Origin of the sequence: Paraburkholderia sp. ZP32-5 (genome assembly GCF_021390495.1) — a bacterium.
Classification (GTDB): Bacteria; Pseudomonadota; Gammaproteobacteria; order Burkholderiales; family Burkholderiaceae; genus Paraburkholderia.
Genome location: NZ_JAJEJP010000001.1, coordinates 4,027,452 through 4,052,371, shown reverse-complemented (window position 1 = coordinate 4,052,371; position 24,920 = coordinate 4,027,452). Strand labels below are relative to the sequence as shown.

Genomic DNA, 24,920 nt, shown 5'->3' with positions numbered 1-24,920 from the left:
CAGGATGACGCATGTCCAGCAATCTCTTGACTATCGGCCTTAGCGGACTCAACGCCGCGCAATGGGGCTTGACGACGACTGGCGAAAACATCAGTAACGCGTCGACACCAGGCTATTCGATCGAAACTCCGGTGTATTCGGAGACGGGCGGCACCTATACCGGCTCCGGCTTTCTGCCGATGGGCGTCTCCACGGATACCGTGCAGCGCCAGTACAGCCAGTATCTGTCGACCCAACTGAATACCGCGCAGTCGTCGAGCAGTTCGCTGTCCACGTACGGTTCGCTGATCGCCGAATTGAACAACCTCGTCGGCAGCCCGACCGGCGGTATCGCGACGGCGATCAACGGCTTTTTCACCGGCTTGCAAGGCGTGGCCAATACCGCGTCGAGCGTCCCGGCGCGGCAGACCGCGATGAGCGACGCGCAGTTGCTCGCGAACCAGATCAACGCGGCAGGCCAGCAATACGACTCGATGCGCGCGAGCGTCAACACGCAGATGAGCGACGCGGTCACGCAGATCAACAGCTACACCGCGCAAATCGCGTCGCTGAACGACCAGATCACCCAGGCGAGCAGCCAGGGCCAGCCGCCCAACCAGCTGCTCGACGAGCGCGACGAGGCGGTGGCGAACCTGTCGACGATGATCGGCGCGTCGGTCGTGCAGAACAACGGCAGCTACAGCGTGTTCATGTCGAACGGCCAGCCGCTCGTGCTGGGCGGCAACAGCTTCAACCTCGGCACCGCGACGTCGACGACCGATCCGAGCGAACTGTCGGTGCAATATCTCGGCCAGGCCGGTGCGAACGCCGGCCAGACCCCGCAGACGCTGTCCGACTCGGACGTCTCCGGCGGCACGCTCGGCGGCCTGCTGCAATTCCGCTCGCAAACGCTCGATCCGGCCGAAGCGCAACTCGGCGCGATCGCGACGAGCTTCGCCGCGCAGGTCAACGCGCAGAACGCGCTTGGCGTCACGCCGAACGGCAGCGCCGGCGGCGCGCTGTTCACCGTCGGCTCGCCGACCGTCTACGCGAATTCGCAGAACACCGGTAACGCGACGCTCGGCGTGTCGTTTGCCGATCCGACCCAGCCGACCACCGGCGACTACACGCTGTCGTACGACGGCAGCGTGTACACGCTGACCGACAACCAGACCGGCAGCATCGTCGGTTCGGCGTCGAATCTGAGCCAGCCGATCGGCGGCCTGCAGTTCTCGACCACCGGCACGATGAACGCCGGCGATTCGTTCTCGGTCGAGCCGACTCGCGGCGCGCTGGACAACTTCGGGCTGACCACGCAGTCGGGCTCGGCGATCGCGGCCGCGGCACCGGTGCTCGCATCGGCCTCGTCGTCGAACACCGGCAGCGCGACGATCACGCAAGGCACGGTCTCGGCCGGCTACGTTGCGCCGACTTTCGCGTCGACGATTACCTATACCGCCGGCACCGGCCTCACCGGCTTCCCGGTGAATTCGGTGGTGACGGTCTCGGGCACGCCGCCGACCTCGTACACGATCAACGCGGCGACCGACGCAGTGCCGTACTCGGCCGGCTCGGGCGCGACGCTGACGATCACGAGCCCGGCCGATCCGACGCAGCCGACCGACGGCTCCAACATGAACAACGTAACGGTGACCATCAGCGGCGCGCCGAACGATGGCGACACGTTCTCGATCGGACCGAACACCGGCGCGGCCAACGACGGCCGTAACGCGCAGTTGCTGTCGAACCTGACCAACGCGACGGTGCTGTCGGGCGGCACCACGACGCTGACCGGCGCGTTCGCGAACTACGTGAACGGTATCGGCAACCAGACCGTGTCGGTCCAGACAGCGGCCTCCGGGCAAGCCGCGCTGGTCTCGCAGATCACGAGCGCGCAGCAGTCGGTGTCGGGCGTCAACATCAATGAGGAAGCAGCGAATCTGCTTCAGTATCAACAGCTCTATCAGGCTAACAGCAAGGTGATTCAGACCGCGCAGAGCCTGTTCCAGACATTGATTGGCATCTTCCAGTAAGGCGTCGAACCATGCGAATTTCCAGCGAGCAGTACTTCAGCATGAACGTCGCGACAATGAGCAACCAGCAGGCTCAGTTGTCGCAGATCTATCAGGAAATCTCGAGCGGCTCGAGCCTGAGCACGCCCGCCGACAATCCGCTCGGCGCGGCTCAGGCCGTGCAGCTGAGCGCGACGGCGTCCGCGTTGTCGCAATACACGACGAACCAGAATTCGGCGCTGTCGACGCTCGGCGTCGAGGACTCGACGCTCGGCAACGTGATCCAGACTCTGCAGAGTATCAACGCGCTTGCCGTGAGCATCGGCAGCGGCACGCTGAACGACACCAACCGCGAGGCCGACGCCAAGGAGCTCGAGGGCTACCGCGATCAGTTGATGACCTACGCGAACGCGACCGACGGCAACGGCAATGCGATCTTCGCGGGGTTCCAGAACACCAGCCAGCCGTTCACGCTCGATGCGAGCGGCAACGTCAGCTATTCGGGCGACACCGGCTCGCGCACCGTGCAGGTTGCCGATAACACGTCGGTCGCGACCGGTGACAACGGCCTTGCGGTGTTCATGAGCCTCGGCTCGACCAATGCGGCCCCGATCGCCGCCGGCAACTCGGCCAACACCGGCACGGCCGTGATCGGCGCGCCGACGGTCAACGATCCGACCGACCCGACGAATGCGGACTCGTATTCGATCCAGTTCAGCGGAAGCGGCTCGTCGACGACCTATACGATCACCGATACGACGACGGGTGTCGCCGGTACGCCGCAGCCGTACACCGACGGCTCGAACATCACGCTGGGCGGTCAGACCGTCTCGATCAGCGGCACGCCGGCCGCTGGCGACACGTTCACGGTGCAGCCGGCCAACCAGGCGGGCACCAATGTGTTCGCGAACATCAACGCGATGATCGCCGCGCTGCAGCAGCCGGTCCAGAACAACCCGACCGCCGCCGCGACGCTGCAGAACGCGATGAACACCGGGATGTCGCAGATCGCCAACACGCTGAACAACGTGACGACGATCCAGGCATCGGTGGGCGGCCGCGAATCCGAAGTGAAGGCGCTGCAGACGGTCACGTCGGCCAACGCGACGCAAACGACGAGCAACCTGCAAGACCTGACCTCGACGGACATGATCTCGGAGATCAGCAAGTACACGCTGACGCAAGCTGCACTGCAGGCTTCGCAGCAGGCGTTCGTGCAGATCCAGAACATGTCGCTGTTCCAGTACATCAACAACTGATGCGGCGCTCGATCGCCGCCTGACTCCGCCGCTTGCGGCGGAAAGTACAAAACCGGCGCAAGCCGGTTTTTTTTCGCCTATTTGAAGCCCGCCGCGACCCGCGCCATTTCGTCGATGCCGGTATCGAACAGCCGCGCGAAGAACGGAATCATGTTCGGCAGCATCAGTTGCACGAGCAGCAGGCCGACCAGCATCGTCAGCGGGAAGCCGATCTGGAACACGCCGATCTGCGGCGCCGCGCGATTCAGAATGCCGAGCGCCAGGTTCGCGATCAGCAGCGCGACGACCACCGGCAGCGCCAGCAGCAGCCCCGCCGAGAAAATCGAGCCGCCCCAGTTGGCGAGCGTCTGCCAGCCGTGCGGCGCGAGCAGGTTCGCCGATATCGGCACCGACTGGAACGTCGTCACGAGCGCGGCGATCATCTGCAGATGACCGTCGACGGCGAGAAACACGAGCGACGCGATCATCGTCATGTAGCGCGAGATCACCTCACCCGAGCCGTTCGACTGCGCATCGAAGAAGGTCGCGAAGCCGAGGCCCATGCCGAGGCCGATGAATTCACCGGTTGCGGCGATTGCCTGGAAGACGATCTGCATCGTGGTGCCGAGGCCGATACCGATCAGGAACTGGTTGACCAGAATCCACACGCCATCGGCGGAGAACACGGTGACCTGCGGCAGTGCGCCGATGGTCGGCGCGACGACGATCGTCGTGAATGCGGTAATGCCGATTTTCACGCGCACCGGCACCGATGCATTGCTGAAAATCGGCGCGGTGGCGATCAGCGCGGCGATGCGCGCGAACGGCCACAGGAACGCGGTCAGCCAGACGTTCAGTTGCGCGTAGGTGACCGAAAACATGGCGGGAAGAGGGAAGCGGTGCCGGTGCGCTCAGTTCACGAGCGTCGGAATCGAACTCAACGTATGGCGCAGGTAGTCGAGCATCGTCGTCAGCATCCACGGGCCGGCGATCACCATCGTCGCGGCGATCGCGAGCAGCTTCGGAATGAACGACAGCGTGGTTTCGTTGATCTGCGTGGCCGCCTGGAACAGGCTCACCAGCAGGCCGACCACCAGCGCAACGAGCAGCAGCGGCGCGGCGAGGCTCAGACCGATGTACATGGCCTCGTGGGCCAGCGTCATGACTGCTTCGGGTGTCATCGTGAGTGCCTGAAGAACGAATAAGCGAACAGAAAAACGCGGCCGGTCAGACGAAGCTCTGCGCGAGCGAGCCGAGCAGCAGCTGCCAGCCGTCCACCAGCACGAACAGCATCAGCTTGAACGGCAACGAGATCGTTGCGGGCGACACCATCATCATGCCCATCGACATCAGCACGCTCGCGACCACCATGTCGATGATCAGGAACGGGATGAAGATCGTGAAGCCGATCGTAAAGCCGGTCTTCAATTCGCTGGTGACGAACGCGGGGACCAGCAGCGACAGCGGCACGTCTTCGGGACCTTGCATCGGCGGCGCGTGCGAGATGCGCGCGAACAGCGCGAGATCGCTTTCGCGGGTCTGACGCAGCATGAAGGTCTTGAACGGCGCGACCCCGCGCTGCAGCGCCTGATCCATCGGCAGCGTGCCTTCGGAGAACGGCTTGTAGCCGTCGTTATACGCCTTGTCGAGCACCGGCGACATCACGAACAGCGTGAGAAACAGCGCGAGACCGACCAGTACCTGGTTCGGCGGCGTGGTGGTCGTGCCGAGCGCCTGGCGCAGCAGCGACAGCACGATGACGATGCGCGTGAAGCTCGTCATCATCAGTATCATCGCGGGCAGGAACGACAGCATCGTGAGCAGCAGCATCGTCTGCACGCTCAGCGAATAGGTCGTGCCGCCGTTCGGGCCGGGGCTCGACGTGAAGGCCGGCAGGCCGGAGGCTTGCGCGAACGATGTGCTCGGCAGCGCGAACAGCAGCGCCGGCAGGGCTAACGGGAGCACCGGCGCGAGGCGACGCAGCAGCGTGACGAGCCGCGCGAAGATGGCGTTGCCGCGGCTTTCGCTGTTGATCGCGCGTTCGGCGGGCAATGCACGCCCGAGCCTGGAATCCGAACAATCCGACTGCATGAAACTGACCTGCATTACCGCTCCCCGCCGCCGCGCGCGTTAAAACGCTTGCCCACTTCGCCCTTCATCGCGTCGCGAAAGCGTTGACCGAAAGTGCCCGAAAGCGGCGCCTGCGAACCGGCGGCAGCTTCGGCCGTGGCGGAACCCGCCGGCATCGTGTGAAGCAGACGCACGTTGCCGGGCGCCGCGCCGAGCACGAGCCACGTATCGCCGATCTCGACTACCGCGACGCGTTCCTTGCCGCCGAGCGATGCGCCGCCGACCGTCCTCACGAGCCCGCCGCGTTGACCCGGTTGCAGGCCGAAGCGGCGTGCGAGCCATGCGCAGCCGAACACGAGACCGATCACGACCGCGAGCCCGACAACGGTTTGCAGCACCGCGCCGAAGCCGAGCGCCGGCACCGCGCTGCCCGCGCCAACCGCCGAGGCGATCTTCGCGGCGTTGTTGACCGCGTTGATGTCGGCGGCGTGCGCGGCGACCGGCGCGTAGAGCGCGGCCGTGGCGCTTACCGTCAGCGCGGCCCGCAGCGCAACGCGCAGGACATCGCGCGACGCTACCAGCGCGTCGCGAACGGCGAGGCGTTTCATCGATTGAGTTTCCGGATGCGCTCGGACGGCGTGATGATGTCGGTCAGGCGAATGCCGAACTTGTCGTTCACGACCACCACTTCGCCCTGCGCGATCAGGCAGCCGTTGACGAGCACGTCCATCGGCTCGCCGGCGAGGCCGTCGAGTTCCACGACCGAGCCCTGCGCGAGCTGCAGCAGGTTGCGGATCGCGATCTTGGTGCGGCCGAGTTCGACCGTCATCTGGACCGGAATGTCCAGAATCATGTCGATGTCGTTGCGCGTCGAGCTCGGCTCGACCTTCGACAGCGGCTGGAACACGGCGCCAGCGGCCGGGTTCACTTCGGGGTTGTTGTTCTGCTCGGCGAGCGCGCTCGCCCAGTCGGCCATCGCGTCGTCTTCCTCGGTGCTGAGCGCGCCGGCGGCCATTTGCTCGGCGGCGGCCAGTTCACCTTCGGGAGTTGCGTTCAGGTCACTCATATCCACTTTCCTTCATCGTGTCGGCTGCGCTGATCATTTTCTGGACCCGCAACGCGTACTGACCATTGAAAATTCCGTAGCCGCATTCCATCACCGGCACGCCATCGACTTTCGCCGTGATGTGCTCGGGGATGTTGATCGGCAGAACATCGCCCTTGCGCATGTTCAGGATCTGTTCGAACGTGACCGGCACCTCCGCGAGGTCGGCGCTCAGTTCCACTTCGGCTGCCTGCACCTGCTGCGACAGCACGCGTACCCAGCGGCGGTCGACGTCCATTGCCTCGCCCTGAATCGGCGAGGACAGCACATCGCGAATCGGCTCGATCATCGAATACGGCATGCAGATATGCAGCGTGCCGCCGGTCGAGCCGAACTCGATCGAAAACTGCGTGACGATGACGATTTCGTTCGGCGTCGCGACGTTGGCGAACTGCGTGTGCATTTCCGAGCGCACGTATTCGAACGCGAGCGGACGCACGCTCTTCCATGACGTCGTGTAGTGCTCGAACACCAGATTGAGCAGCTTCGTGATGATGCGCTGCTCGGTCTGCGTGAAATCGCGGCCTTCGACGCGCGTATGGAACCGGCCGTCGCCGCCGAACAGGTTGTCGACCACGAAGAACACGAGGTTCGGATCGAACACGAACAGCGACGTGCCGCGCAACGGCTTCACGTGGACCAGGTTCAGGTTGGTCGGGATCGGCAGGTTGCGGGTGAATTCGCTGTACTTCTGCACCTTCACCGGACCGACGGAGATTTCCGCCGAACGCCGCATGAAGTTGAAAATGCCGACGCGCAACAGACGCGCGAAGCGATCGTTGATGATTTCGAGGCCCGGCATCCGGCCACGGACGATCCGTTCCTGCGTCGCGATGTTGTACGGGCGTACGCCGGTACGGTCGTTCTGCTCGGATTCAGAGTCGGATTCGCCGGTGACGCCCTTCAGAAGGGCATCGACCTCCTCCTGGGACATGAACTCTTCGTGGCCCATTCCTTATTCCTTGTGCGTCCCGTGGCGGTTGATGATGGCAGCGTTGAACAACGTCACGTCACTGCACGACGAACTCGGTGAACAGCACGTCCTGCACGTGGACCGGCGGAGCACCCTTGTCGGTGGGCTGCTCGATCAGCGTCTGCAGTTCGGTGGCGAGTGCGCGCTTGCCGTCGAGCGGCGCGAGATCGTCAGGATGATGATTCGACAGCGCGAGCAGGATGCGGCTGCGCACTTCCGGCATGTGATCGGTCAGTTCCTGCTGGACTTTCGGGTCGGTGAGCTTCAGCGTCAGGCCGATGCGCAGGAAATGCTGCTGGCCGTCATCCGATTGCAGGTTGACGGTCATCGATTCGAGCGGGAAGAACAGCGGCGCCGCGGGCGGAGGCGGCGCGGCCTCGGCGGTGGCGGCTGGCGCGCGCTTGGACATGAAGAACCACACGCCCGCACCGGCCGCGGCCGCGGCGATCACCGCGATGAGGGCGATCAGGATGATGCGCTTCAAGGGGCCCGGCGAGGCGGGCGCGGCTTGCTGAGGTGCGGTCGTGGTTGCCATGGGGTGTGCTGTGCTGCCTGAGTATGGGTTAGGGTGATTGTTGTTGATTTGGCTGCGCCGCGATGGGTCGAAAAGAAGGGGTATTGCGGGTTATCTCTTGTGTTTGAGCCCTGCGGGCGGCTTGTTGGTTTTTTGTTTTTTTGTTGTTCTGGATTGTTTTTCTGTTGTTCTGGTTTTTTGGCCTTTCCTTGATTTGCTTTTGGTCTATTAGCTCTGCCCCTGTGCGGGGCGGCACCTACTTTCTTTGCGTGCTGTGTACAGACTGGAGACATGATTGACACCCGTACGGGGACATCGTTGACACATGATGGTCAGGGTGCGGGCTGGTTCAGGTCAAGTCTGGCGACACGATGATGGGCAAACCAGAACTCGATCACGCCGTCTTCGTCGTCCGTAGGCCGGGCGGCCACGCGTAGTCCTTTGAGTGCAATCGACAGGCGCAGCGCGCGGCCCCTGAAACGCACCAGGCCATTCGAATTGACCTGCAGGACCTCGTCCGTGGCGCTGTATTGCGGCTCGGACAGCGTTGAGGGCATGCTCCGGGGGCTGGGCCGGTAACGGGAGAGCGGCGTGGCCATGGCCAGCGCTTCGTGGGGCCGCTCGTTGTTGTACACGTGACGCCATCGTTCCAGTTGCTGCTGCACGTGGGCGTGCGTGGTAAATGCATGCCTCTGCAACACCTCGGCCTTCAGCGAGCGATGAAACCGCTCGTCCTTGCCATTGGTCTGCGGGTGGTAGGGCCGGCTGTAGCTCACGTGGATACCCAGCCGGATCAGCCACACGGCCAGTTCGGTGAGTTGTCCCGGTGCGCTGGGCGAGCCCCAGGGCGCGCCGTTGTCGGTATTGATACGCGAAGGCAGCCCGTAGCAGCGGAACGCCCGCTCCAGTTCGCCCTGCACGACCTGCGTGGTGGTTCGCGCGCAGGCCGCCAGCACGACGTTAAAGCGCGAGTGATCGTCGAGCACCGTTAGCGCACTGCAACGGCCTGCCTCCAGGGTGGGGAAGTCGCCCTTGAAGTCCATCTGCCACAACGAGTTCGGGTACTCGTGTTCGAAGCGCTGCCAGTGCTGGCGCTGCGCGCGCTCCTGTTCGTCCAGCAGGCCGTGACGGCGCAGGATCTCGGTGATGGTGGCTGGCGCGGGCACCTGCGCGTGACCCAGATCGCGCAGGCGCCGCTGGATCTTGCGCCCGCCCCAGCCGTGCTCGCGGCGCAGCTCGAGCACGAGTGCGACGATCGCATCCGGTGAGCGCGTGGGGCTCTCATGCGGGCGGCGCGAGCGGTCGGACAGGCCCTCGGGGCCATGCGCCGCGTGGCGTTGCAGCCATTTGTAGCCGGTCTGGCGGCTGATGTTGAAACGCCGGCATAGCTCACTGAAGCTCAGGGTCTGTTCGCTGGCCAGACTAACAAATTCCTCTCGGAGGCTCATGGTGTCTTTTACGTTCCAGGGCATGAATGATTCCGGGCGTTCGATTGCCCGAAAGTGTCAACCATGTCCCCGCACACCTGTCAGCGATGTCTCCAGTCTGTACACGTGCTGCAAAGAAAGTAGGCAAAGAAAGCAGCTTTAACCGCTAATTCTTAAGTGGGTCCCCTGGCTTGGAGGGGGCAGTGGTGCATCTGGAATCTGTGTTCCCGCACACTCCGCGCTAGCGACAAAGCCGTCATCCGCACCCACTCCGCACTACGTGCGTCGCGGATGGGTCTGCCTGGGAAACCAGTGGGGGAACGGAACGCGTAGGGGAGCCATCGGCTGCGCCTCGGCGACACGCTTAAACAACCGATGGTTTTTGAATGGGGTTACGGCGCGCGCAGCGCCGCCGGAAGAATGACGGCTTTGTCACGAGTGCGGAATGTGCGGGAACACAGATTCCAGATGTACCACTACCGGTGGTGAACCGAGGTGCCCACTTATGAGCTAGCGGGTTAAAGCTGCTTTCTTTGCCTACTTTCTTTGCAGCCGCAAAGAAAGTAGGTGCCGCCCCGCACAGGGGCAGAGCTAATAGACCAAAAGCAAATCAAGGAAAGGCCAATAAACCAGAACAACAAAAAATCAAGCAAACGTATCCACAAGCCCAACCGAGCGCCGCGAGGCCACATTCACCGTCTGCACCGAATCATCCGCCCCATCAGCGACTGCATCACCCGTCCGGCCAGTGCCAGACCCGCCACGCGAGTGGCCCTCACCGGCCTGCTGCTGGCCGCTCTGCTTCCCAAACCCATCACTCACACTGGTACTTCCCAACCCAATTCCATTCGACTCCATCGCCTCCCGCAACTTCGGCAATGCCGCCTCCACCGCCTCCCGCACCGACTGATGCTGCGACACAAACAACGCATGCGCATGGTTATCCGCGACCTGCAACACGACCTGCAGCGGTCCGAGGTCCTTCGGATTCAATGTCAGTTCGGCGCTCTGCGAATGCGCGTTCGACAGGAACACCACCTTCTGGCTCAGCGCGTCTTCCCAATCGCTCGTGCCGACCTGCGGTGCCAGCGTATTCGTAGCCGCGGCCGCGGCGCTTGCATTGCCGGTGCTCTGCGCCGCCGCTGTCACGCTCGCGGCATTGGCGGCTGCCTGGCTGGCCGCCAGCGCGCTGTTCGTCGCGTCGGCCGCGCTCTGCGCGGTCGCGACGTTGTCCGCCTGTCCGTTCGTCGCCGCGGCGGCGGTCAGTAGGTCGGCCGCTGATTTTGCATTGGCCGGATCGGTCAGCGTGGTCGTCGTGGCCGTGGTTGGGGCCGCGTGCGTGGCGGCCGCGCTCTTGCCGTCGGCGAACAGGCCGTTCGCGGGCGTCTTGCCGTCCGCCGTGCTGTTCATCCCGCTCTTCCCGGTAGCGAGACTGGCCGCCGTCGTCGCGGCCTTGATGGCCGCGCCACCCGCCAGCGCGTTCGCCGGCACCGCGCCCTGGCCGTTCGACAGGGCCGACAGCGCGCTTTGGATCGCGTTCTGCAACGTCTTTGGATCGATCGCGCCTTTCTTGCCCGTTATTTTGTCGAGCATGCTCGTGGCCGTGCCGACCAGCCCGTCCACCGCATCGGCCGCGGATGTCGCCGCGTCGGTCGTGCTGGTGTTCGTGTCGGCGTTGTTGGTGACCGCTTGTGCCTGAGCCTGGGCTTGCGCCTGCGCGGCGGCTGCCGCCGAGGCGAGCGCGCCCGCGTCGGTCTGCGCCTTCGTGTCGTGGTGGTGCGAGTGCCCGCTGGCCGACTTGCTGCCGGTCTGCTGCGCGTGCGTTGACGACGATGTCGTCGTCGTGTTCGCCGCGCTGCTGCTGTTCTGCGCGTTGCTTGCCTGGTGCTGCGCGGGTGCCGGCGTCGGCGTTGGCGTGGACGCGGCCGGCGGCGGTGCGTCATGCACGCTCGACGACGCGCCTTGCGACGCGTTCGACGAATTCGCCTGCTGCTGGCTTGCGTTCTGAGCGGCCGCGTTGTTCTGCTGATCGATGGTTTGCTGCAACGTCTGCGAGAACGGGCTCGCGTCGGCCGCGGCGCTCACGGCAGCGGCCGTCGCCGTGTTGCCGCTCGAACCGAGCAGCGAGCCGATCTGTGAAAGAAGCGACATAGGGAATCCTGTCAATCAGTCAAACAAGGTGTGCGGTGAAGCGAAGCGTTGAAGCGGCGACGAAGCACCGCGCGCATCACACGCCCTCGGTGCGCATGCGCAGAATCCGCGCCGCGTATTCATCGGAGTCGCGCTGATCGCGCCGCGCGGCAATCTTGGCCTCGGCTGCCTCGCCGCGCTGCTGCAGCACTTCGTACGAGCCGAGCTTCTGCTTCTGGCGCCGCCAGTCGGGCTTGGCGGCTTCGACGCGCGCGTCGGCCTGCGCCAGCAGATTGCGCTGCTGTTCGATCGCGGCGTCGAGCGTGTCGATAAAAGCCTGGAAGTTGCGCATGTTGCCGGCGGGCATGCCCAACTGCGCGCTTTCGGTGAAGCGCGCGTGGTATTCGTTGCGATACTGCACCAGCGCGTCGAGCTGCGCGGCCACGTCGTTGCGCTCACGCTGCGCGCGGCCGAGGCGTTGCGCGGCGGCGTCCACGTCGTCCTGCGCGAGACCGATCAGCGTCTTGATCGGGAAGTGTTTCGCCATCGTCAGCCTCCTCGGGCCAGTTCACGCCAATAACGGGCTTGCGAGCGTGCCATTGCGCCCGCGCTGCAACGAAGGGGGCGCCCTCAGGCCGTCGCGGACAAGCGCCGGCCGGCGCCGCAATGGGAATGAAAGGCTCGTTCCCGGAACAATCTGTCACGCGGAGTCAGCCGCCAGAAAGGCTGTGCCCCGCGTCATGCTGAGCGAATACATGGAGTATCCGCTTCGTTTCCATGCTTTGCCGGCCCTTCTGGCGACCGGTGCAATCCACGTACCCGCGCGAACGGGCACTAGCCAAACAGCGCGTTCAACATCTGCAGGCTCGGTTCGAAGTTCGCGCACTCGCGAAACCCCTGCTGCAGAAACTGTTCCATGCGCGGGTACAGCGCGATCGCGCGATCGAGCACCGCGTCGCGTCCGCTCGAATACGCGCCGACGTTGATCAGATCGCGGTTGCGCTGGTAGCGCGACAGCATCTGCTTGAACATACGCGTTTTATTCAAATGGTTATCGTCGATAAGCGCGGTCATTGCCCGGCTAATCGACGCTTCGATATCGATCGCCGGGTAGTGGCCGGCCTCGGCGAGCGTACGCGACAGCACGATATGGCCGTCCAGAATCGCGCGCGCCGAGTCGGCGATCGGGTCCTGCTGGTCGTCGCCCTCGGTGAGCACCGTGTAGAACGCGGTGATCGAACCGCCGCCCGCCGGACCGTTGCCGGTGCGCTCGACGAGCGCCGGCAGCTTCGCGAACACCGACGGCGGATAGCCCTTGGTCGCGGGCGGCTCGCCGACGGCCAGCGCGATTTCGCGCTGCGCCATCGCGTAGCGGGTCAGCGAATCCATCAGCAACAGCACGTGCTTGCCCTGATCGCGGAAATATTCGGCGAGCGATGTCGAATACGCGGCGGCCTGCATCCGCAACAGCGGCGATACGTCGGCGGGCGCCGCGATCACGACCGAGCGCGCGAGACCTTCCTCGCCGAGAATCTGCTCGATGAATTCCTTCACTTCGCGGCCGCGTTCGCCGATCAGACCGATCACGATCACCTCGGCGCTCGTATAGCGCGCCATCGTGCCGAGCAGCACCGATTTACCGACGCCGGAGCCGGCGAACAGGCCCATCCGCTGACCGCGGCCGACCGTCAGCAGCGCGTTGATCGCGCGCACGCCGACGTCGAGCACCTTGTGGATCGGTTCGCGATTGAGCGGATTGATGACCGGCGCGGACAACGGCGCGTCATTCTGCGTGCCGAGCGGACCGAGCCCGTCGAGCGGCCGGCCCGACGCGTCGAGCACGCGGCCGAGCAGTTCCCAGCCGACCGGCAGACGCTTCGCGCCCGCCATCGGATCGGCGATCGGCGCGCTTTCGAGCGGAAACACGCGTGCGCCGGGCAGCAGGCCGATCACCTCGGTGGTCGGCATCAGAAAGAGTTTGTCGCCGGAGAAGCCGACCACTTCGGCTTCGGCCATCGGTAGCGAACTGCCGGGCGGCAGCTCGATCATCACTTCGGCGCCGACCGACAGACGCAGGCCGACGGCTTCCAGCACCAGACCGGCTGCACGCGTCAGTCGTCCGCATGCGCGCAACGGCTTGGCGATTGCACTGCGCGCGCGCACCGCGTCAAGCTGGCCGCGCCAGGCCTGCATATACGGATTGGCGTCGAGAGCGGGATCGTACGGCGGCAGACGGGGAGCGGGGGGCGTGATGAGCGGATGTTCGATGGCGGCGTCGAGCGGCGGGGGCGCGCCGATATCGCCGAAGCCATGCGCGTCGGCGGGCGGGCTCGCCTGATCGGCGTCCGCTTCGGCCAGCGCGGTTCCGAACGATGCGAGCGCAAGCTCGCGTTCGAGCGGCGTCAGATCGCTGGAATGGATTTCCTCGACGGTTACCATGTGCTCACCTTGCCGAGCGCGGCGGCGACACGCTGCCAGCGCGTGTCGATGCCGGCGTCGACTTCACCGGTGGCGGCCTGCGCGCGGCAGCCGCCGCGCTCCACCGCTGCATCGGTGCGCACGGTCCAGCCGCGCGTTTGCAATTCTTCGAGCAGATACGCCTCGACGACCGGCAGATCGGCTGGACTGACGATCAAGGTCGGCGCGCCGAGCAGCGCGGGTTCGGTCGCGAGCACCTCGCGCGCCGCGGCGATCAGCGCGGTCGGGTCGTGCTGTACGTGCTGACGCACGACCTGCTGCGCGATATCGAGCGCAAGCGTGACCAGCGGTTCAGCCATCGCGAACTGCGCCCCATCGAGCGCGGTCTTGAAAGTTTGCGCGAGCGCGACGAGCCGCATCGCTTCCTCGCGCGCCTCGGCGCGGCCCTGCTCGAAGCCCTGTGCATGCCCCTGCGCGTAGCCGGCCTGATAGCCGAGCGCCTGGCCCGCCACATGGCCGGCCTGGATCCCCTGGCCGCGCGCGGCTTCGCGCAGGCCTTCGAGTTCCGCTTCGAACGCGCGCTGGTCGAATTCGGGTTCGGGCGGCGGCGGTTCGGGCGGCCTCGGGTCGAACGACGCCATCTCCCAGCGCTGGTAGGCCGAGAGGCTTTCCTTCGCTGGCGAGTTCGTGTCAGACATATGCGTCTTCCGCCTTGCCGCCGATCACGATCTGGCCGCTCTCGGCCAGGTTGCGCACGATCTGCAGGATGCGGCGCTGCTGCGTTTCGACTTCGGACACGCGCACCGGACCGCGCGCGTCGAGGTCTTCGGCGAGCAGTTCGGCCGCGCGCTGCGACATGTTCGACAGGAACTTCTGGCGCAGCGCGGGCGGCGCGCCCTTCAGCGAGATGATCAGCGCTTCCGACTCGACTTCCTTCAGCAGCAGCTGGATCGCGCGGTCTTCCAGGTCGAGCAGGTTCTCGAACACGAACATCTGGTCGACGATCTTCTGCGCGAGTTCCGCGTCGTACTGGCGGACGTTTTCGAGTACGCCTTCCTCGTGGTTGCTCGACATGAAGTTGAGGATTTCGGCCGCGGTGCGAATCCCGCCCATCGGGCTGCGCTTCAGGTTGTCGCTGCCGGACAGCAGGCCCGTGAGCACGTCGTCGAGTTCGCGCAGCGCGGCCGGCTGGATGCCGTCGAGCGTCGCGATCCGCAGCAGCACGTCGTTACGCAGACGCTCGGTGAAGCACGCGGAGATTTCCGAGGCCTGGTCGCGGTCCAGGTGCACGAGGATCGTCGCGATGATCTGCGGATGCTCGTTCTTGATGAGTTCGGCGACGGCCGCCGAATCCATCCACTTGAGCCCTTCGATACCGCTGGTGTCGCTGCCTTGCAGAATCCGGTCGATGATCACGCCGGCCTTGTCGTCGCCGAGCGCCTTGGTCAGCACCGAGCGGATGTACTCGTTCGAATCGAGCGACATGCCGGTGTGCTGTTCGGCTTCCTTGACGAACTCCTGCAGCACTTCGTCGACCTGTTCGCGGGTCACGTTCTTCAGCGCGGCCATCGCGACGCCGATCTTCTGGACCTCGCGCGGGCCCAGGAACTTGAACACCTGCGCCGCTTCTTCCTCGCCGATCGACATCAGCAGCAGCGCGCTTTTCACTACGCCTTCAGCGCTCATCGGACACCCAGCTCTTTACGACGGTTGCGACGATCTTCGGATCCTGGCGCGCGATGCTGCGCGCGAATTCGAGATTCTTCTCGTACTTGTGCTTCGCGTTTTCGAGCGCGAGCGTTTCGGGATCCGCCTCGATCTCGACGATCGCACCGTCGCGCTCTTCGGCCGGAATGCCGTCGAGCAGAATCGGCTCGTCGGCACCCACGAGCGCGGCGACCGGCTCGGGCGGCGGCGGGAACGCGCGGCGCAGCGCCGGGCGCACCATCACGAAGTACAGGAACAGGGCCACCGCGCCGATGCCGAGGTAGGTCGCGATCTGCTTGTACAGCGCGATCATGTCCGGCGTGCGCCACCACGGCAGGTTCGCGTACGGATCGATTTCGGCGGTGAACGCGCTGTTGACCACGTTGACCGAGTCGCCGCGCTGCGCGTCGAAGCCCATCGCGTCCTTCACGAGCTGCGTGATCTGCGCGAGCTTGTCGGCGCTGACCGGCTGCATCGTTACGTTGCCCTTCGCGTCGGCCACCTTCATATAGTTGACGACCACCGCGACCGACAGCCGGCGGATGCCGCCCATCGGCTGGTCGACGTGACGCACGGTCTTGTCGAGTTCGTAGTTGGTGGTCGAGTCCTTGCGGTCGCTGACCGGCGTCGTGCTCACGCCGCTCGCGCCGTTGCCGGCGACGATCGGCGCGGACGCCGGCTGCGGCGGCTGGTTCGACAGCGCGCCCGGTACGCCCGAGGCGCCGCTCTGCGTCATTTCGGTGTCGCTGCTGGACTGCTGGCTGCGGATCGCCGCCTTCTGTGGGGTGCCGTTCGGGCCGTAGTTTTCCGAGGTCTGCTCGCTGTGCGAGAAATCGATGTCGGCGCTGACCTGCGAGTGTGCGTTGCCGGCGCCGAACAGCGGCGCGAGGATCGCGTCGATGCGCTGCTGCGTGTTGCGCTCGATCTGCTGGCGGTACTTCAGCTGCGACGCGTCGAGGCCGCTGCCGGTGCTCGGCTGGGTCAGCAGGTTGCCGTCCTGGTCGAGCACAGTCACGCCCTTGACCGGCATTTCCGGTACTGCCGAAGCAATCATGTGCGTGATCGCGACGACCTGGCCTTCATCGAGCACGCGGCCCGGATATAGCTGCACGAGCACGGACGCCGACGGCGGTTCCTTGTCGCGCACGAATACGGTGGGCTTCGGGATCGCCAGATGCACGCGCGCCGACTTCACCGACGAGATCGATTCGATCGTGCGTTCGAGTTCGCCTTCGAGCGCGCGCTGATAGTTGATCTGCTCGTCGAACTGGCTGATGCCGAATTTCTGGTTGTCCATCAACTCGAAGCCGACCGAACCGCTTTTCGGCAGCCCCTGCGAGGCCAGACGCAAACGCGTTTCGTGCACCTGCTCGGCCGGCACGAGAATCGCGCTGCCGCTGTCGGACAGCTTGTACGGGATGTTGGCCTGTTGCAGCGCGGTGATGATCGAGCCGCCGTCGCGATCGGACAGGTTGCTGTACAGCACCTTGTAGTTCGGCGCGCGCGACCACAGGAACAGGCCCGCGACGACCGCGATCAGCAATGCGACTGCAAATATCAGCGGCGCGCGCGGGTTGCCGCGCATCTGCGCGAGTCCGGACAGACGCTGACCGAAGTTGCCGCCGACGCCTCCGAGGCCGCCTAAGCCGCCAAGGTCGGCGCCGCCGGCCTGGCCGGCAGCGGGCTGTCCGGCGGCGGGCTGCGCGCCGGCGAGCCCCATGCGGGCGTCGGGGTTGATCAACGAGTTGGCTGACGAATCCATGCGTCGGGTTTCTCCGGGGGATGCCTTGGCGTTCTGCCGTGATGCGACGCCGGGGCTCGGCGGGCGGACGGACAGACACTTTCACCCTTGAAATTATCCGCAGCGCGGCGCCTGGCGATTGCTTGAATAGAGCGGGGTTTCCCCCCTAGTTTCAGGACTTTCCCTGAGGGGGCGCTGCTATGCTTTCATCCACGCCGGGAGGTCCGATGACAGGCCGGCCGTTCATTCAACGGAGAAAACATGACGATGCCCGTGAACGCGCTTTCGTCGGCGTTGCAGCAGATGCAGGCCATGGCGGCGCAGGCGGCCGGCGATGCGAGCCCGCTGGAGCAGCAATCCGGCGCGGCCACCCCGACGAGTTTCGCGGCGGCGATGAAAGCCTCGCTCGACAAGATCAGCGACGACCAGCAGAAAGCGGTCGGTGAATCGCAGGCGTTCGAACTCGGGTCGCCGAACGTGTCGCTGAACGACGTGATGGTCGACATGCAGAAGGCCAACGTCGGCTTCCAGTTCGGTCTGCAAGTACGCAACAAGCTTGTCGCCGCCTACAACGAAATCGCGCAGATGTCGATCTGAACGGAGCCGCCAGGCCCCGCGCGAAGACCCAGCAAGCGAGGCCGGCGCGAGCGCCGGCCGGTTCGCCATTGCGTGCCCGCCGTGCGTCCCCGCCGTACATCCCGTTTACGCGCCGGAATCCTCCTTACATTGGTCTAAACATTGCGCTAAAGCTTTGTCGCGACCTATCCGATAACCAGGATACGGGTCTGTCGACGCGGAGACGCGCGGCACGGCCAATGCCACGACTTAACCGCAGTCAGTCAGTTTCACAGGAGGAGCGCCGATGTTTTCCCCGGGACACGCTGGAGCCAGCGCCTACGCGCGCGTCGGTGTCGACACGGCCGTGACGGGCGCGAGTCCGCACCGTCTCATCGTGTTGTTGTACCAGGGCGCGAGGCAGGCGATCGCCCAGGCTCGCATGCATTTCCAGCAAGGCAATGTGGCCGAGCGCGGCATGGCGATCAGCAAGGCGATCCGGATCGTCGAAAGCGGTTTGCAGTCGTCGCTGAACCTGGAGGTCGGCGGCGAAATCGCCGGGCGGCTGAACGCGCTGTACAGCTACATGACGCGCCGGATGCTCGAAGCCAACATTCTGCAAAGCGAAGCAATGCTGGTCGAAGTCGACGGACTGCTCGCCACGCTCGAAGAGGCATGGGTCGGGATTGCCCCGGAGGTCGCGCGGATGGCTCAGCCAGCCGCGGAAAGCCAGAGATGACATCGAACGCAGAATATTTTGCCCGCTACGAGGCGATCGCAGCGGTGTCCTGTCGCATGCTGACGGCGGCGCGCCGCGCGCTGTGGAACGATCTGATCGCGTTGCAGGACGAGTACCGGCATCTGGTCGAAGCGCTGAAGGAAGCCGACGACGGCGTCAAACTCGACGAGGCGGAGCGGCTGCGCAAGTACGCGCTGATCCGCCAGATTCTCGCCGACGACGCCGCGATCCGCGACCTCGCGAATCCGCGCATGGCGAATCTGTCGGCGCTGTTCGCCGGCCGGCCGACGCGCGTGCTGAAGGAGCTGTACGGAGCGCGCTGAACGCGAGCCCTGGCGTGCCGCCCGGGAGCGTATCAGCCGCCGCCGCGCCGCGCGCCGTCACCTGTCACAGCGACCAGAGCAATTAGTGCGTTGAGCGCAGAGCCGCCAACGCGACCAAGGAACCGGCATGAACGGAATCGATTCGGCCCTCGCTTCGGTGCTTTCGAGCCGGATCGACAGTCTGCTCAGCATTGCGCCGGGCAGCGCGACCACGGCGCAGACCGGGGCGGCCGGCGTCGGGACCGCGCCGGCTCCCGCAACACCCAACACCACACCGGCGCCCCCGCCCGCGTCCGCGCAGACCGCGTTGTCGGCGGTCGCGCTGACGCTCGACGCGATCGCGCGCTCGGGCGGCGAAGCGACGCCGGCCGTGCTCGGCCAGGCGCCGATCTGGGCCGCCGCGCCGGCACTCGATGTCGCCGTGGCCGGCGCGCCGCAGCCCGATGCGGCTGCCAATGCCAATAGCGCCGCAAATTCCACCACTAATACGACCGCCAACGCCGGCGCTGCCGCGAATGCGACCGCGACGACCGCTGCCGCCAGCGTGGCCGCCGCCGAGCTGCCGGTCGCCGCGCTCGCGGCCGCGCTCGAACAGACGGTCAGCGACAGCGGCCTGTTCTACGAGTCGCATCTCGCGGCATGGCTTGTCGGTCAGCGCCCGCTGGACACGCTCTCGGACGAGGCGCAGAACCGCCTGATCGCGGGCGCGCAAGTGCCGCCCGACTGGGTCGACCCGGACGACGGCGCGAACGCGCAGGGCAGCGGCGCGTGGTCCGGCTCGGCGGGCAGCGCGTCCGACGGGATGCCCGGCGCGATGCCCCGCGGCATGCAAGGCGGCGCCGCGAATGGCCCGCAAGGCGGCGCGCCAAACGCCGCGGCCGACGGCAACCCGACGCACTCGATGGCATCGATCCTGACCGCGCAAGCCGCGCGTCTGGTCGCCGGCGAAGTGTTGGCGAATTCTTTATCCGATCTGAGCGGGCAGCCCACGCACGCGGGGCTGCACAGTGGCGCGTCGCCGACGGCCGATACCGGCTCGTCGCAGAATGCGCAATCGATGGCGGCGGCGGTCCATCCGGCGACGGTGCCGCTGGTGCGGCAGCAGCTCGACCTGCTCGCGACGGGCCAGTTTCGCTGGACCGGCGAAGCGTGGCCGGGCGCGCGGCTCGACTGGACCATCGAGCAGGACGGCGACGAATGGGATCGCAGCGGCGGCGGTCTGGCGAGCGAGGACGGTCAGCCGTGGCGCACGCGCTTGACGCTGTCGCTGCCGACGCTCGGCACCGTCGACGCCGAACTGACGCTGACCGGCATGCAACTGATCGTGCGCGTGCAGGCGAACCCCGACGGCGCGGCGCGGCTCGCGAGCCAGGGCGACAGCTTCCGTCAGCGCCTCGCGGCGGCGGGTATCGAGTTGCAGGGGCTGACGATTCGCGAGATCGGCGGCGGCGCGCCGGGTACCGGCGCGGCTGGCGCGACGGGCACGCAGGCGGCGTCCGCGTATGCGCGCTCGGCTGCCGCGGCAGCGGCCGGATCGGGGGCTGCGGCTGCGGGCCGCTCCGCCGGCCGTGGCACGGCGAACGCGCGCGGCGCGGCGGCGCGGCCGCGCGAAGATTTCGACTGGGACATCTGATGAGCCGCAGGAATCGGCGCAGCGCGGCCGCGCTCGTCTACGACAGCCAGGGTGGCGACGCGGCACCGCGCGTGGTCGCGAAAGGGTACGGGCTGCTCGCCGAGATGATCGTGCAGCGCGCGAAGGAAGCCGGGCTGTATGTGCACGAGGCGCCCGAAATGGTGTCGCTGCTGATGCAGGTCGATCTCGACGCGAGAATTCCGCCGCAGCTTTATCAGGCGGTGGCGGAGTTGCTGGCGTGGCTGCATCGGCTGGAGAGCGGGGCCGATGTTGAGACCGCGCACGAGGGAAGCAGCGCTGCGCAGGATGTGGTCGATGTAGAAGCCGTCGATGTCAGAACGGGCGGTGCGTAATACCGAGGGAGGTATTGCGTTAGTCATGCCTGCACGCGCCGGCGCGCCTTTGCCCCGGGCGTCGGCTGAATCAGCCTCAGCCAGCAGCCAGGCGCGCGCGTAACTCCGCATTTTCACTTTCCAGCTCGGCCAGGCGTTCCTGCAGCGGGCGAACTGCCTCGTTCACCTGCTGCTCGGAAAAGCGCCGTGTGATGTGCTGTGAGCAATTCCAGTCGAAGTTCTCGAGATGCAGCCGAAAGATCCGCTCCGGATTGGCTTTGTAGGTCGGCTCGGAGACCAGCTCCGTCAACGCCGGGTCGGCGTCGAGCGCCAGCATTTCCGCATGCGCATAAATCTTGAGCCGGCCGCGGCGGGGATAGTCCATCAGGAATAGACAAACCCGATCGTTGGCCGCGAGATTGCCGGCACTGATGTATTGCAGGTTGCCGCGATAGTCGGCAAAAGCCAGCGTGCGGTCGTCGATCAGTTTAAGAAAGCCGGTCGGGCCGCCCCGATGCTGCACGTAAGGCCAACCGGTTTCCGAAACCGTCGCGAGATAGAAACTGTCACGCCGAGCGATGAAGGCCGCTTCGCTGCGGGTGAATCGATCGAATTCGCGATGTCCGTTGAAGTCCTGCCATAGATCTTCGACACCCATGCTGGCCTGCATGGCTCGCACACTGGGTGTCACGGCGATATCCAGAAAACCGTACGACATGGCACGCCTCCGCTAATGGGGAGAACGGGCCGGCGCTTCGAGCGCGCCGACCCGGCTCGCGTTACGCGGCGTCGGCCGCGCGCACGACAGGGAAGTCGATTTCCGTCTTCGCGACTTCGTTCAGGTAGTTCGTGAAACTGTTTTCCGCGACGAGGCTGACAATTTCCACGATCTGCGCGTCCGTGAAGCCTGCGTCGCGGACCGCCTTGAGATCGGCATCGCTAACGTGGCCGCGCTCTTTCGCCACCCTTGCGGCGAACTGGACGGCGGCGTTCGCCTTGGGATCCCCCGAAGCGCCTTTGCGGTTCAACGCGATTTCTTCCGCGTCGATCTTCGCGAGATTCAGGCCCAGATAAGTGTGCGCCGACAGGCAATAGTCGCAACCGTTGACCTGCGCGACGGCCAGCGCGATCCGCTCGCGGGTCTTCGCGTCGAAGGTCCCGGAGAGCGCGCCATGAAATCCCGTATAGGCGGTAAGCGCGACAGGGCTATTGCCGATCAGGCGAAACAGGTTGGGGACGACGCCCAACTGCTTGTGGACGGCATCGAGCGTGGCCTTGGAGCCTTCCGGGGCGGCATCGACGGCAGGAATCGAAAGACGGGACATCGTGACATCTCCTGGATTACGCAGACTGGAATAGTCCGGATGACTGAAATGATGCGCTCTTTCGAATGCTGGGATAATCCGGCAATATCGGAAATCAATTCACCGGAAACCGGGAGAATAAGTGGATCGTTTCGAAGCCATGTCGATGCTGGTGACGGTGAGCGACGCGGGAAGCCTGACAGCCGCAAGCCGTGCTTTAAAGGTGCCGCTGACGACGCTGAGCCGAAAAATCTCGGACCTCGAAGCGCTGCTGGGCACGAAGCTGCTGATGCGAACGACGCGCAAGCTCACGCTGACGGACGCCGGCGTGACCTACGTCGAGGCGGCGCGCCGCATCCTCGAACAGGTCGAAGACGCGGAAAGGGAAGTGACCGGCGAGTTGACCGCGCCGAAAGGGGACCTGGTTATCACCGCGCCGATCCTGTTCGGCCGGCTACATGTGCTACCCGTGATCGCCGACTTTCTGGCGCTGTTCCCGGAAATCAACGTTCGCCTCGTGATGACCGATCGCAATATCGATCTGCTCGATGCTCACATCGATATGGCCGTGCGGATCGGCAAATTGCCCGACAGTTCGATGGTGGCGACCCAGGTCGGTCTGCTGCGCACGGTGGTTTGCGCGAGCCCTTCGCTCGTGGCCAGGTATGGCGTGCCGCAAATGCCCGACGATCTGCTGACACTCCCGTGCGTCACGTTCGACACGCCGTTGCCCTCTCCCGGCTGGCGTTTCAAGGCACCCGGATCGACGACGACGTTCGAGCTTCCGGTGGTGCCGCGTTTATCGGTGACGACGGCGGAGGCCGCGGCGCAGGCGGCGATCCGCGGTGTCGGCGCTACACGGTTGCTTCACTACCAGGTCTTCGATGCGCTGGAGGCCGGCGCGCTGCGTATCGTGCTCGCCGAGTTCGAGCCGGAGATGGCGCCGGTGCATCTCGTCCATGCGTCGCGCGGGCAGATGCCGCTGAAGATGCGCCGATTTCTGGATTTCGCCGCGCCGCGCTTGCGCGAGATGCTGGTGAAGGTTGGGGCTTGTGCCGGTCGGCCGTAGAGATAAGCCCCGCCCAGCACAGCGCAGTCAAAACTTCATCATTAATTTCAACAGCGCATTGACCCGTTTTCCATACGGCGGCGCGATCAATCCGCGCGCATTCAGCCGCGCCTGCCGCAACACCGGCTTCATCTTCGAAAACGTCACGAATCCCTCGTATCCGTGATACGCGCCCATCCCGCTCGCGCCGACGCCGCCGAACGGCAAACTCTCGCACGCGAGATGCATCAGCGTTTCGTTGATCGCCATGCCGCCGGCGATCGTCTCGTGCGTAACACGCTCGATCGTCCGGGTATCGTCGGCGTACAGGTACAACGCGAGCGGCCGCGGCCTCGCGTTGATCCACGCGATCGCGTCGTCGAGCGTGTCGTACGGCACCAGCGGCAGCAGCGGCCCGAAAATCTCCTCCTGCATTAGCGCGCATTCGTCCGGCGCGCCGGTCACGGCGATCAGCGGAAAACGCCGGCTCTCAGCGTCCGGCTGCGCATCGGTCAGCGCGTGTAGTTGCGCGCCGGCGGCCCGCGCTTCGTCGGCGAGGCGTTCGAGCCGCTCGAAGTGACGCGCCGAAATGATCGACGTGTAATCCGGATTCCGTGCGAACTCGGGATACATCTTCGCCATCCGCGAACGCGCCCGCTCGATGAATGCCTGCTCCTTGCCGCGCGGTACCAGCACGTAGTCGGGCGCGATACAGGTCTGTCCGGCGTTGAGCGTCTTGCCGGCGATCAGGTTGTCGACCGCGTTGTCGAAGCGCGCATGCGCACCGATCAGCGCCGGCGATTTGCCGCCGAGTTCGAGCGTGACTGGCGTCAGATGTTCGGCTGCCGCGCGCATCACCTCGTGACCGACTTTCGTCGAGCCGGTGAACAGCAGATGGTCGAACGGCTGCGCGCTGAACGCGGCGGCGAGCGCGGCGTCGCCGTTGACGACCGCGATGTGATTGCGCGCAAAGGTCTGGCCGATCAGCAGCTCGAATAGCGCGGACGTGCGCGGCGTCAGCTCGGACATCTTGATGATCGCGCGGTTGCCGGCCGTCAGCGCGCTGACGAGCGGGCCAACCGCCAGCAGCACCGGATAATTCCACGGCACGATGATGCCGACCACCCCGAGCGGCTGCGGCACGACTTTCGCGCGCGCGGGCAGCAGCCATTTATTGGTGCGGCGGCGCTGCGGTTTCATCCAGCGTTTGCCGTGGCGCAGCGCGGCGTCGATCTCTTCCTTCACGAGCAGGAATTCGGCGAGCAGCACTTCCTGTTTCGCGCGGTTGCCGAAGTCGGCGTGCATCGCCGCGGCGAGCGCGTCGCGATTGTCGAGCATCAGCTTGCGCAGCGCTCGCAGGTGTGTCGCGCGCGTGTCCCACGACGGATACGGCGCGCGCAGATACGCATGACGTTGGTCGCGCAGCAGCGATTCGAGCGCGGCGATCCCCGGCAGATCGTGCTTCATCTGAGTCCACTCCCTGATCGATGACGGTGCGCGTGGCGCGCGATGGGTTGTTGGTTTGTTATTGGGTTGTGGTGGTGATGCGTTGGTGTCGTGTTGGGTTTGCGGAGTGAGACTTGTCGCTTGCCTTTGGGGGCGTATGACAGACCGGTTGTGCTAGATGTCTGCGCGTAGCGCTTGGGCCGACAGCTCAGGCTGCAAAATCAGG

25 protein-coding genes are annotated in these 24,920 nt (G+C 65.4%); 8 read left to right on the top strand and 17 right to left on the bottom strand.

All coding sequences use genetic code 11. The annotated features are described in order from the left end of the window. Nucleotides 1–11 precede the first annotated feature (11 nt). On the top strand, nucleotides 12–2,012 hold the full coding sequence (gene flgK / locus L0U82_RS17700; RefSeq protein WP_233832646.1) for a flagellar hook-associated protein FlgK: 2,001 nt from the start codon (nucleotides 12–14) through the stop codon (nucleotides 2,010–2,012). A gap of 11 nt (nucleotides 2,013–2,023) precedes the next feature. Next, nucleotides 2,024–3,250, top strand: coding sequence for a flagellar hook-associated protein FlgL (gene flgL, locus L0U82_RS17695; protein WP_233832644.1), 1,227 nt, complete (start codon nucleotides 2,024–2,026; stop codon nucleotides 3,248–3,250). Between the two features lie 77 nt (nucleotides 3,251–3,327). On the opposite strand, the gene fliR is transcribed toward flgL, so the two are convergent. From fliR to fliF, 14 genes are all read right to left on the bottom strand, one after another. Then, nucleotides 3,328–4,110 (bottom strand): flagellar biosynthetic protein FliR, encoded by a 783-nt coding sequence (gene fliR, locus L0U82_RS17690; RefSeq protein WP_233832642.1) that lies wholly within the window; start codon nucleotides 4,108–4,110, stop codon nucleotides 3,328–3,330. 30 nt (nucleotides 4,111–4,140) lie between these two features. Next, nucleotides 4,141–4,410 (bottom strand): flagellar biosynthesis protein FliQ, encoded by a 270-nt coding sequence (gene fliQ, locus L0U82_RS17685; RefSeq protein WP_233832640.1) that lies wholly within the window; start codon nucleotides 4,408–4,410, stop codon nucleotides 4,141–4,143. A gap of 46 nt (nucleotides 4,411–4,456) precedes the next feature. Continuing rightward, the gene (gene fliP, locus L0U82_RS17680) at nucleotides 4,457–5,335 is read right to left on the bottom strand and encodes a flagellar type III secretion system pore protein FliP (protein ID WP_233832638.1); all 879 of its coding nucleotides are present in this window, start codon (nucleotides 5,333–5,335) and stop codon (nucleotides 4,457–4,459) included. Beyond that, nucleotides 5,335–5,907 (bottom strand): flagellar biosynthetic protein FliO, encoded by a 573-nt coding sequence (fliO, locus tag L0U82_RS17675; RefSeq protein ID WP_233832636.1) that lies wholly within the window; start codon nucleotides 5,905–5,907, stop codon nucleotides 5,335–5,337. Before fliO ends, fliP begins: the two co-directional genes overlap by 1 nt. Next, nucleotides 5,904–6,365, bottom strand: a complete 462-nt coding sequence (gene fliN, locus L0U82_RS17670; RefSeq protein ID WP_233832634.1) for a flagellar motor switch protein FliN — start codon at nucleotides 6,363–6,365, stop codon at nucleotides 5,904–5,906. The genes fliO and fliN overlap by 4 nt, the downstream gene beginning before the upstream one ends. After that, the gene (fliM, locus tag L0U82_RS17665; protein ID WP_233832632.1) at nucleotides 6,358–7,356 is read right to left on the bottom strand and encodes a flagellar motor switch protein FliM; all 999 of its coding nucleotides are present in this window, start codon (nucleotides 7,354–7,356) and stop codon (nucleotides 6,358–6,360) included. Before fliM ends, fliN begins: the two co-directional genes overlap by 8 nt. A gap of 58 nt (nucleotides 7,357–7,414) precedes the next feature. Next, nucleotides 7,415–7,912 carry a flagellar basal body-associated protein FliL gene (gene fliL, locus L0U82_RS17660; protein WP_233832630.1) on the bottom strand — a complete coding sequence of 166 codons (498 nt, stop codon included), beginning with the start codon at nucleotides 7,910–7,912 and terminating at the stop codon, nucleotides 7,415–7,417. A 311-nt stretch (nucleotides 7,913–8,223) separates the two neighbouring features. Further along, a complete protein-coding gene (locus L0U82_RS17655; protein ID WP_233832628.1) occupies nucleotides 8,224–9,363 on the bottom strand; it encodes an IS481 family transposase in 1,140 nt (379 codons plus the stop codon). 600 nt (nucleotides 9,364–9,963) lie between these two features. Next, nucleotides 9,964–11,469 (bottom strand): flagellar hook-length control protein FliK, encoded by a 1,506-nt coding sequence (locus tag L0U82_RS17650; protein ID WP_233832626.1) that lies wholly within the window; start codon nucleotides 11,467–11,469, stop codon nucleotides 9,964–9,966. Nucleotides 11,470–11,545: 76 nt separating this feature from the next. Then, the gene (gene fliJ / locus L0U82_RS17645; RefSeq protein WP_233832624.1) at nucleotides 11,546–11,995 is read right to left on the bottom strand and encodes a flagellar export protein FliJ; all 450 of its coding nucleotides are present in this window, start codon (nucleotides 11,993–11,995) and stop codon (nucleotides 11,546–11,548) included. A 287-nt stretch (nucleotides 11,996–12,282) separates the two neighbouring features. Next, complete coding sequence (gene fliI / locus L0U82_RS17640) at nucleotides 12,283–13,887, bottom strand: flagellar protein export ATPase FliI (protein WP_233832622.1); 1,605 nt, start codon at nucleotides 13,885–13,887, stop codon at nucleotides 12,283–12,285. Further along, nucleotides 13,881–14,564, bottom strand: a complete 684-nt coding sequence (gene fliH, locus L0U82_RS17635) for a flagellar assembly protein FliH (RefSeq protein ID WP_233832620.1) — start codon at nucleotides 14,562–14,564, stop codon at nucleotides 13,881–13,883. The genes fliI and fliH overlap by 7 nt, the downstream gene beginning before the upstream one ends. Then, nucleotides 14,557–15,552: a flagellar motor switch protein FliG gene (fliG, locus tag L0U82_RS17630; protein ID WP_233832618.1), complete on the bottom strand. Its 996-nt coding sequence runs from the start codon at nucleotides 15,550–15,552 to the stop codon at nucleotides 14,557–14,559. The genes fliH and fliG overlap by 8 nt, the downstream gene beginning before the upstream one ends. Further along, the gene (fliF, locus tag L0U82_RS17625; RefSeq protein ID WP_233832616.1) at nucleotides 15,542–17,335 is read right to left on the bottom strand and encodes a flagellar basal-body MS-ring/collar protein FliF; all 1,794 of its coding nucleotides are present in this window, start codon (nucleotides 17,333–17,335) and stop codon (nucleotides 15,542–15,544) included. The genes fliG and fliF overlap by 11 nt, the downstream gene beginning before the upstream one ends. A gap of 240 nt (nucleotides 17,336–17,575) precedes the next feature. Between fliF and fliE the strand changes: the two genes are divergently transcribed. From fliE to L0U82_RS17600, 5 genes are all read left to right on the top strand, one after another. Continuing rightward, entirely contained in the window at nucleotides 17,576–17,911 is a 336-nt protein-coding gene (gene fliE, locus L0U82_RS17620; RefSeq protein ID WP_233832614.1) for a flagellar hook-basal body complex protein FliE, read from the top strand. A gap of 265 nt (nucleotides 17,912–18,176) precedes the next feature. Then, nucleotides 18,177–18,608: a flagellar export chaperone FliS gene (gene fliS / locus L0U82_RS17615; RefSeq protein ID WP_233832612.1), complete on the top strand. Its 432-nt coding sequence runs from the start codon at nucleotides 18,177–18,179 to the stop codon at nucleotides 18,606–18,608. Beyond that, a complete protein-coding gene (locus L0U82_RS17610; protein WP_233832610.1) occupies nucleotides 18,605–18,931 on the top strand; it encodes a flagellar protein FliT in 327 nt (108 codons plus the stop codon). Before fliS ends, L0U82_RS17610 begins: the two co-directional genes overlap by 4 nt. 127 nt (nucleotides 18,932–19,058) lie before the next feature. Further along, nucleotides 19,059–20,564, top strand: coding sequence for a flagellar hook-length control protein FliK (fliK, locus tag L0U82_RS17605; protein ID WP_233832608.1), 1,506 nt, complete (start codon nucleotides 19,059–19,061; stop codon nucleotides 20,562–20,564). Further along, the gene (locus L0U82_RS17600; protein ID WP_233832606.1) at nucleotides 20,564–20,917 is read left to right on the top strand and encodes an EscU/YscU/HrcU family type III secretion system export apparatus switch protein; all 354 of its coding nucleotides are present in this window, start codon (nucleotides 20,564–20,566) and stop codon (nucleotides 20,915–20,917) included. The genes fliK and L0U82_RS17600 overlap by 1 nt, the downstream gene beginning before the upstream one ends. A 76-nt stretch (nucleotides 20,918–20,993) precedes the next feature. Here L0U82_RS17600 and L0U82_RS17595 read toward each other — a convergent pair whose 3' ends face one another. Further along, nucleotides 20,994–21,614 (bottom strand): pyridoxamine 5'-phosphate oxidase family protein, encoded by a 621-nt coding sequence (locus tag L0U82_RS17595; RefSeq protein ID WP_233832604.1) that lies wholly within the window; start codon nucleotides 21,612–21,614, stop codon nucleotides 20,994–20,996. A 61-nt stretch (nucleotides 21,615–21,675) separates the two neighbouring features. Beyond that, nucleotides 21,676–22,221: a carboxymuconolactone decarboxylase family protein gene (locus tag L0U82_RS17590; protein WP_233832602.1), complete on the bottom strand. Its 546-nt coding sequence runs from the start codon at nucleotides 22,219–22,221 to the stop codon at nucleotides 21,676–21,678. Between the two features lie 121 nt (nucleotides 22,222–22,342). Here L0U82_RS17590 and L0U82_RS17585 point away from each other — a divergent pair, with 121 nt between their 5' ends. Further along, the gene (locus L0U82_RS17585; protein ID WP_233832600.1) at nucleotides 22,343–23,269 is read left to right on the top strand and encodes a LysR family transcriptional regulator; all 927 of its coding nucleotides are present in this window, start codon (nucleotides 22,343–22,345) and stop codon (nucleotides 23,267–23,269) included. Nucleotides 23,270–23,296: 27 nt separating this feature from the next. Here the strand turns inward: L0U82_RS17585 and L0U82_RS17580 are convergent, their stop codons facing one another. Next, nucleotides 23,297–24,715: a coniferyl aldehyde dehydrogenase gene (locus tag L0U82_RS17580; protein WP_233832598.1), complete on the bottom strand. Its 1,419-nt coding sequence runs from the start codon at nucleotides 24,713–24,715 to the stop codon at nucleotides 23,297–23,299. Nucleotides 24,716–24,920: the final 205 nt, after the last annotated feature.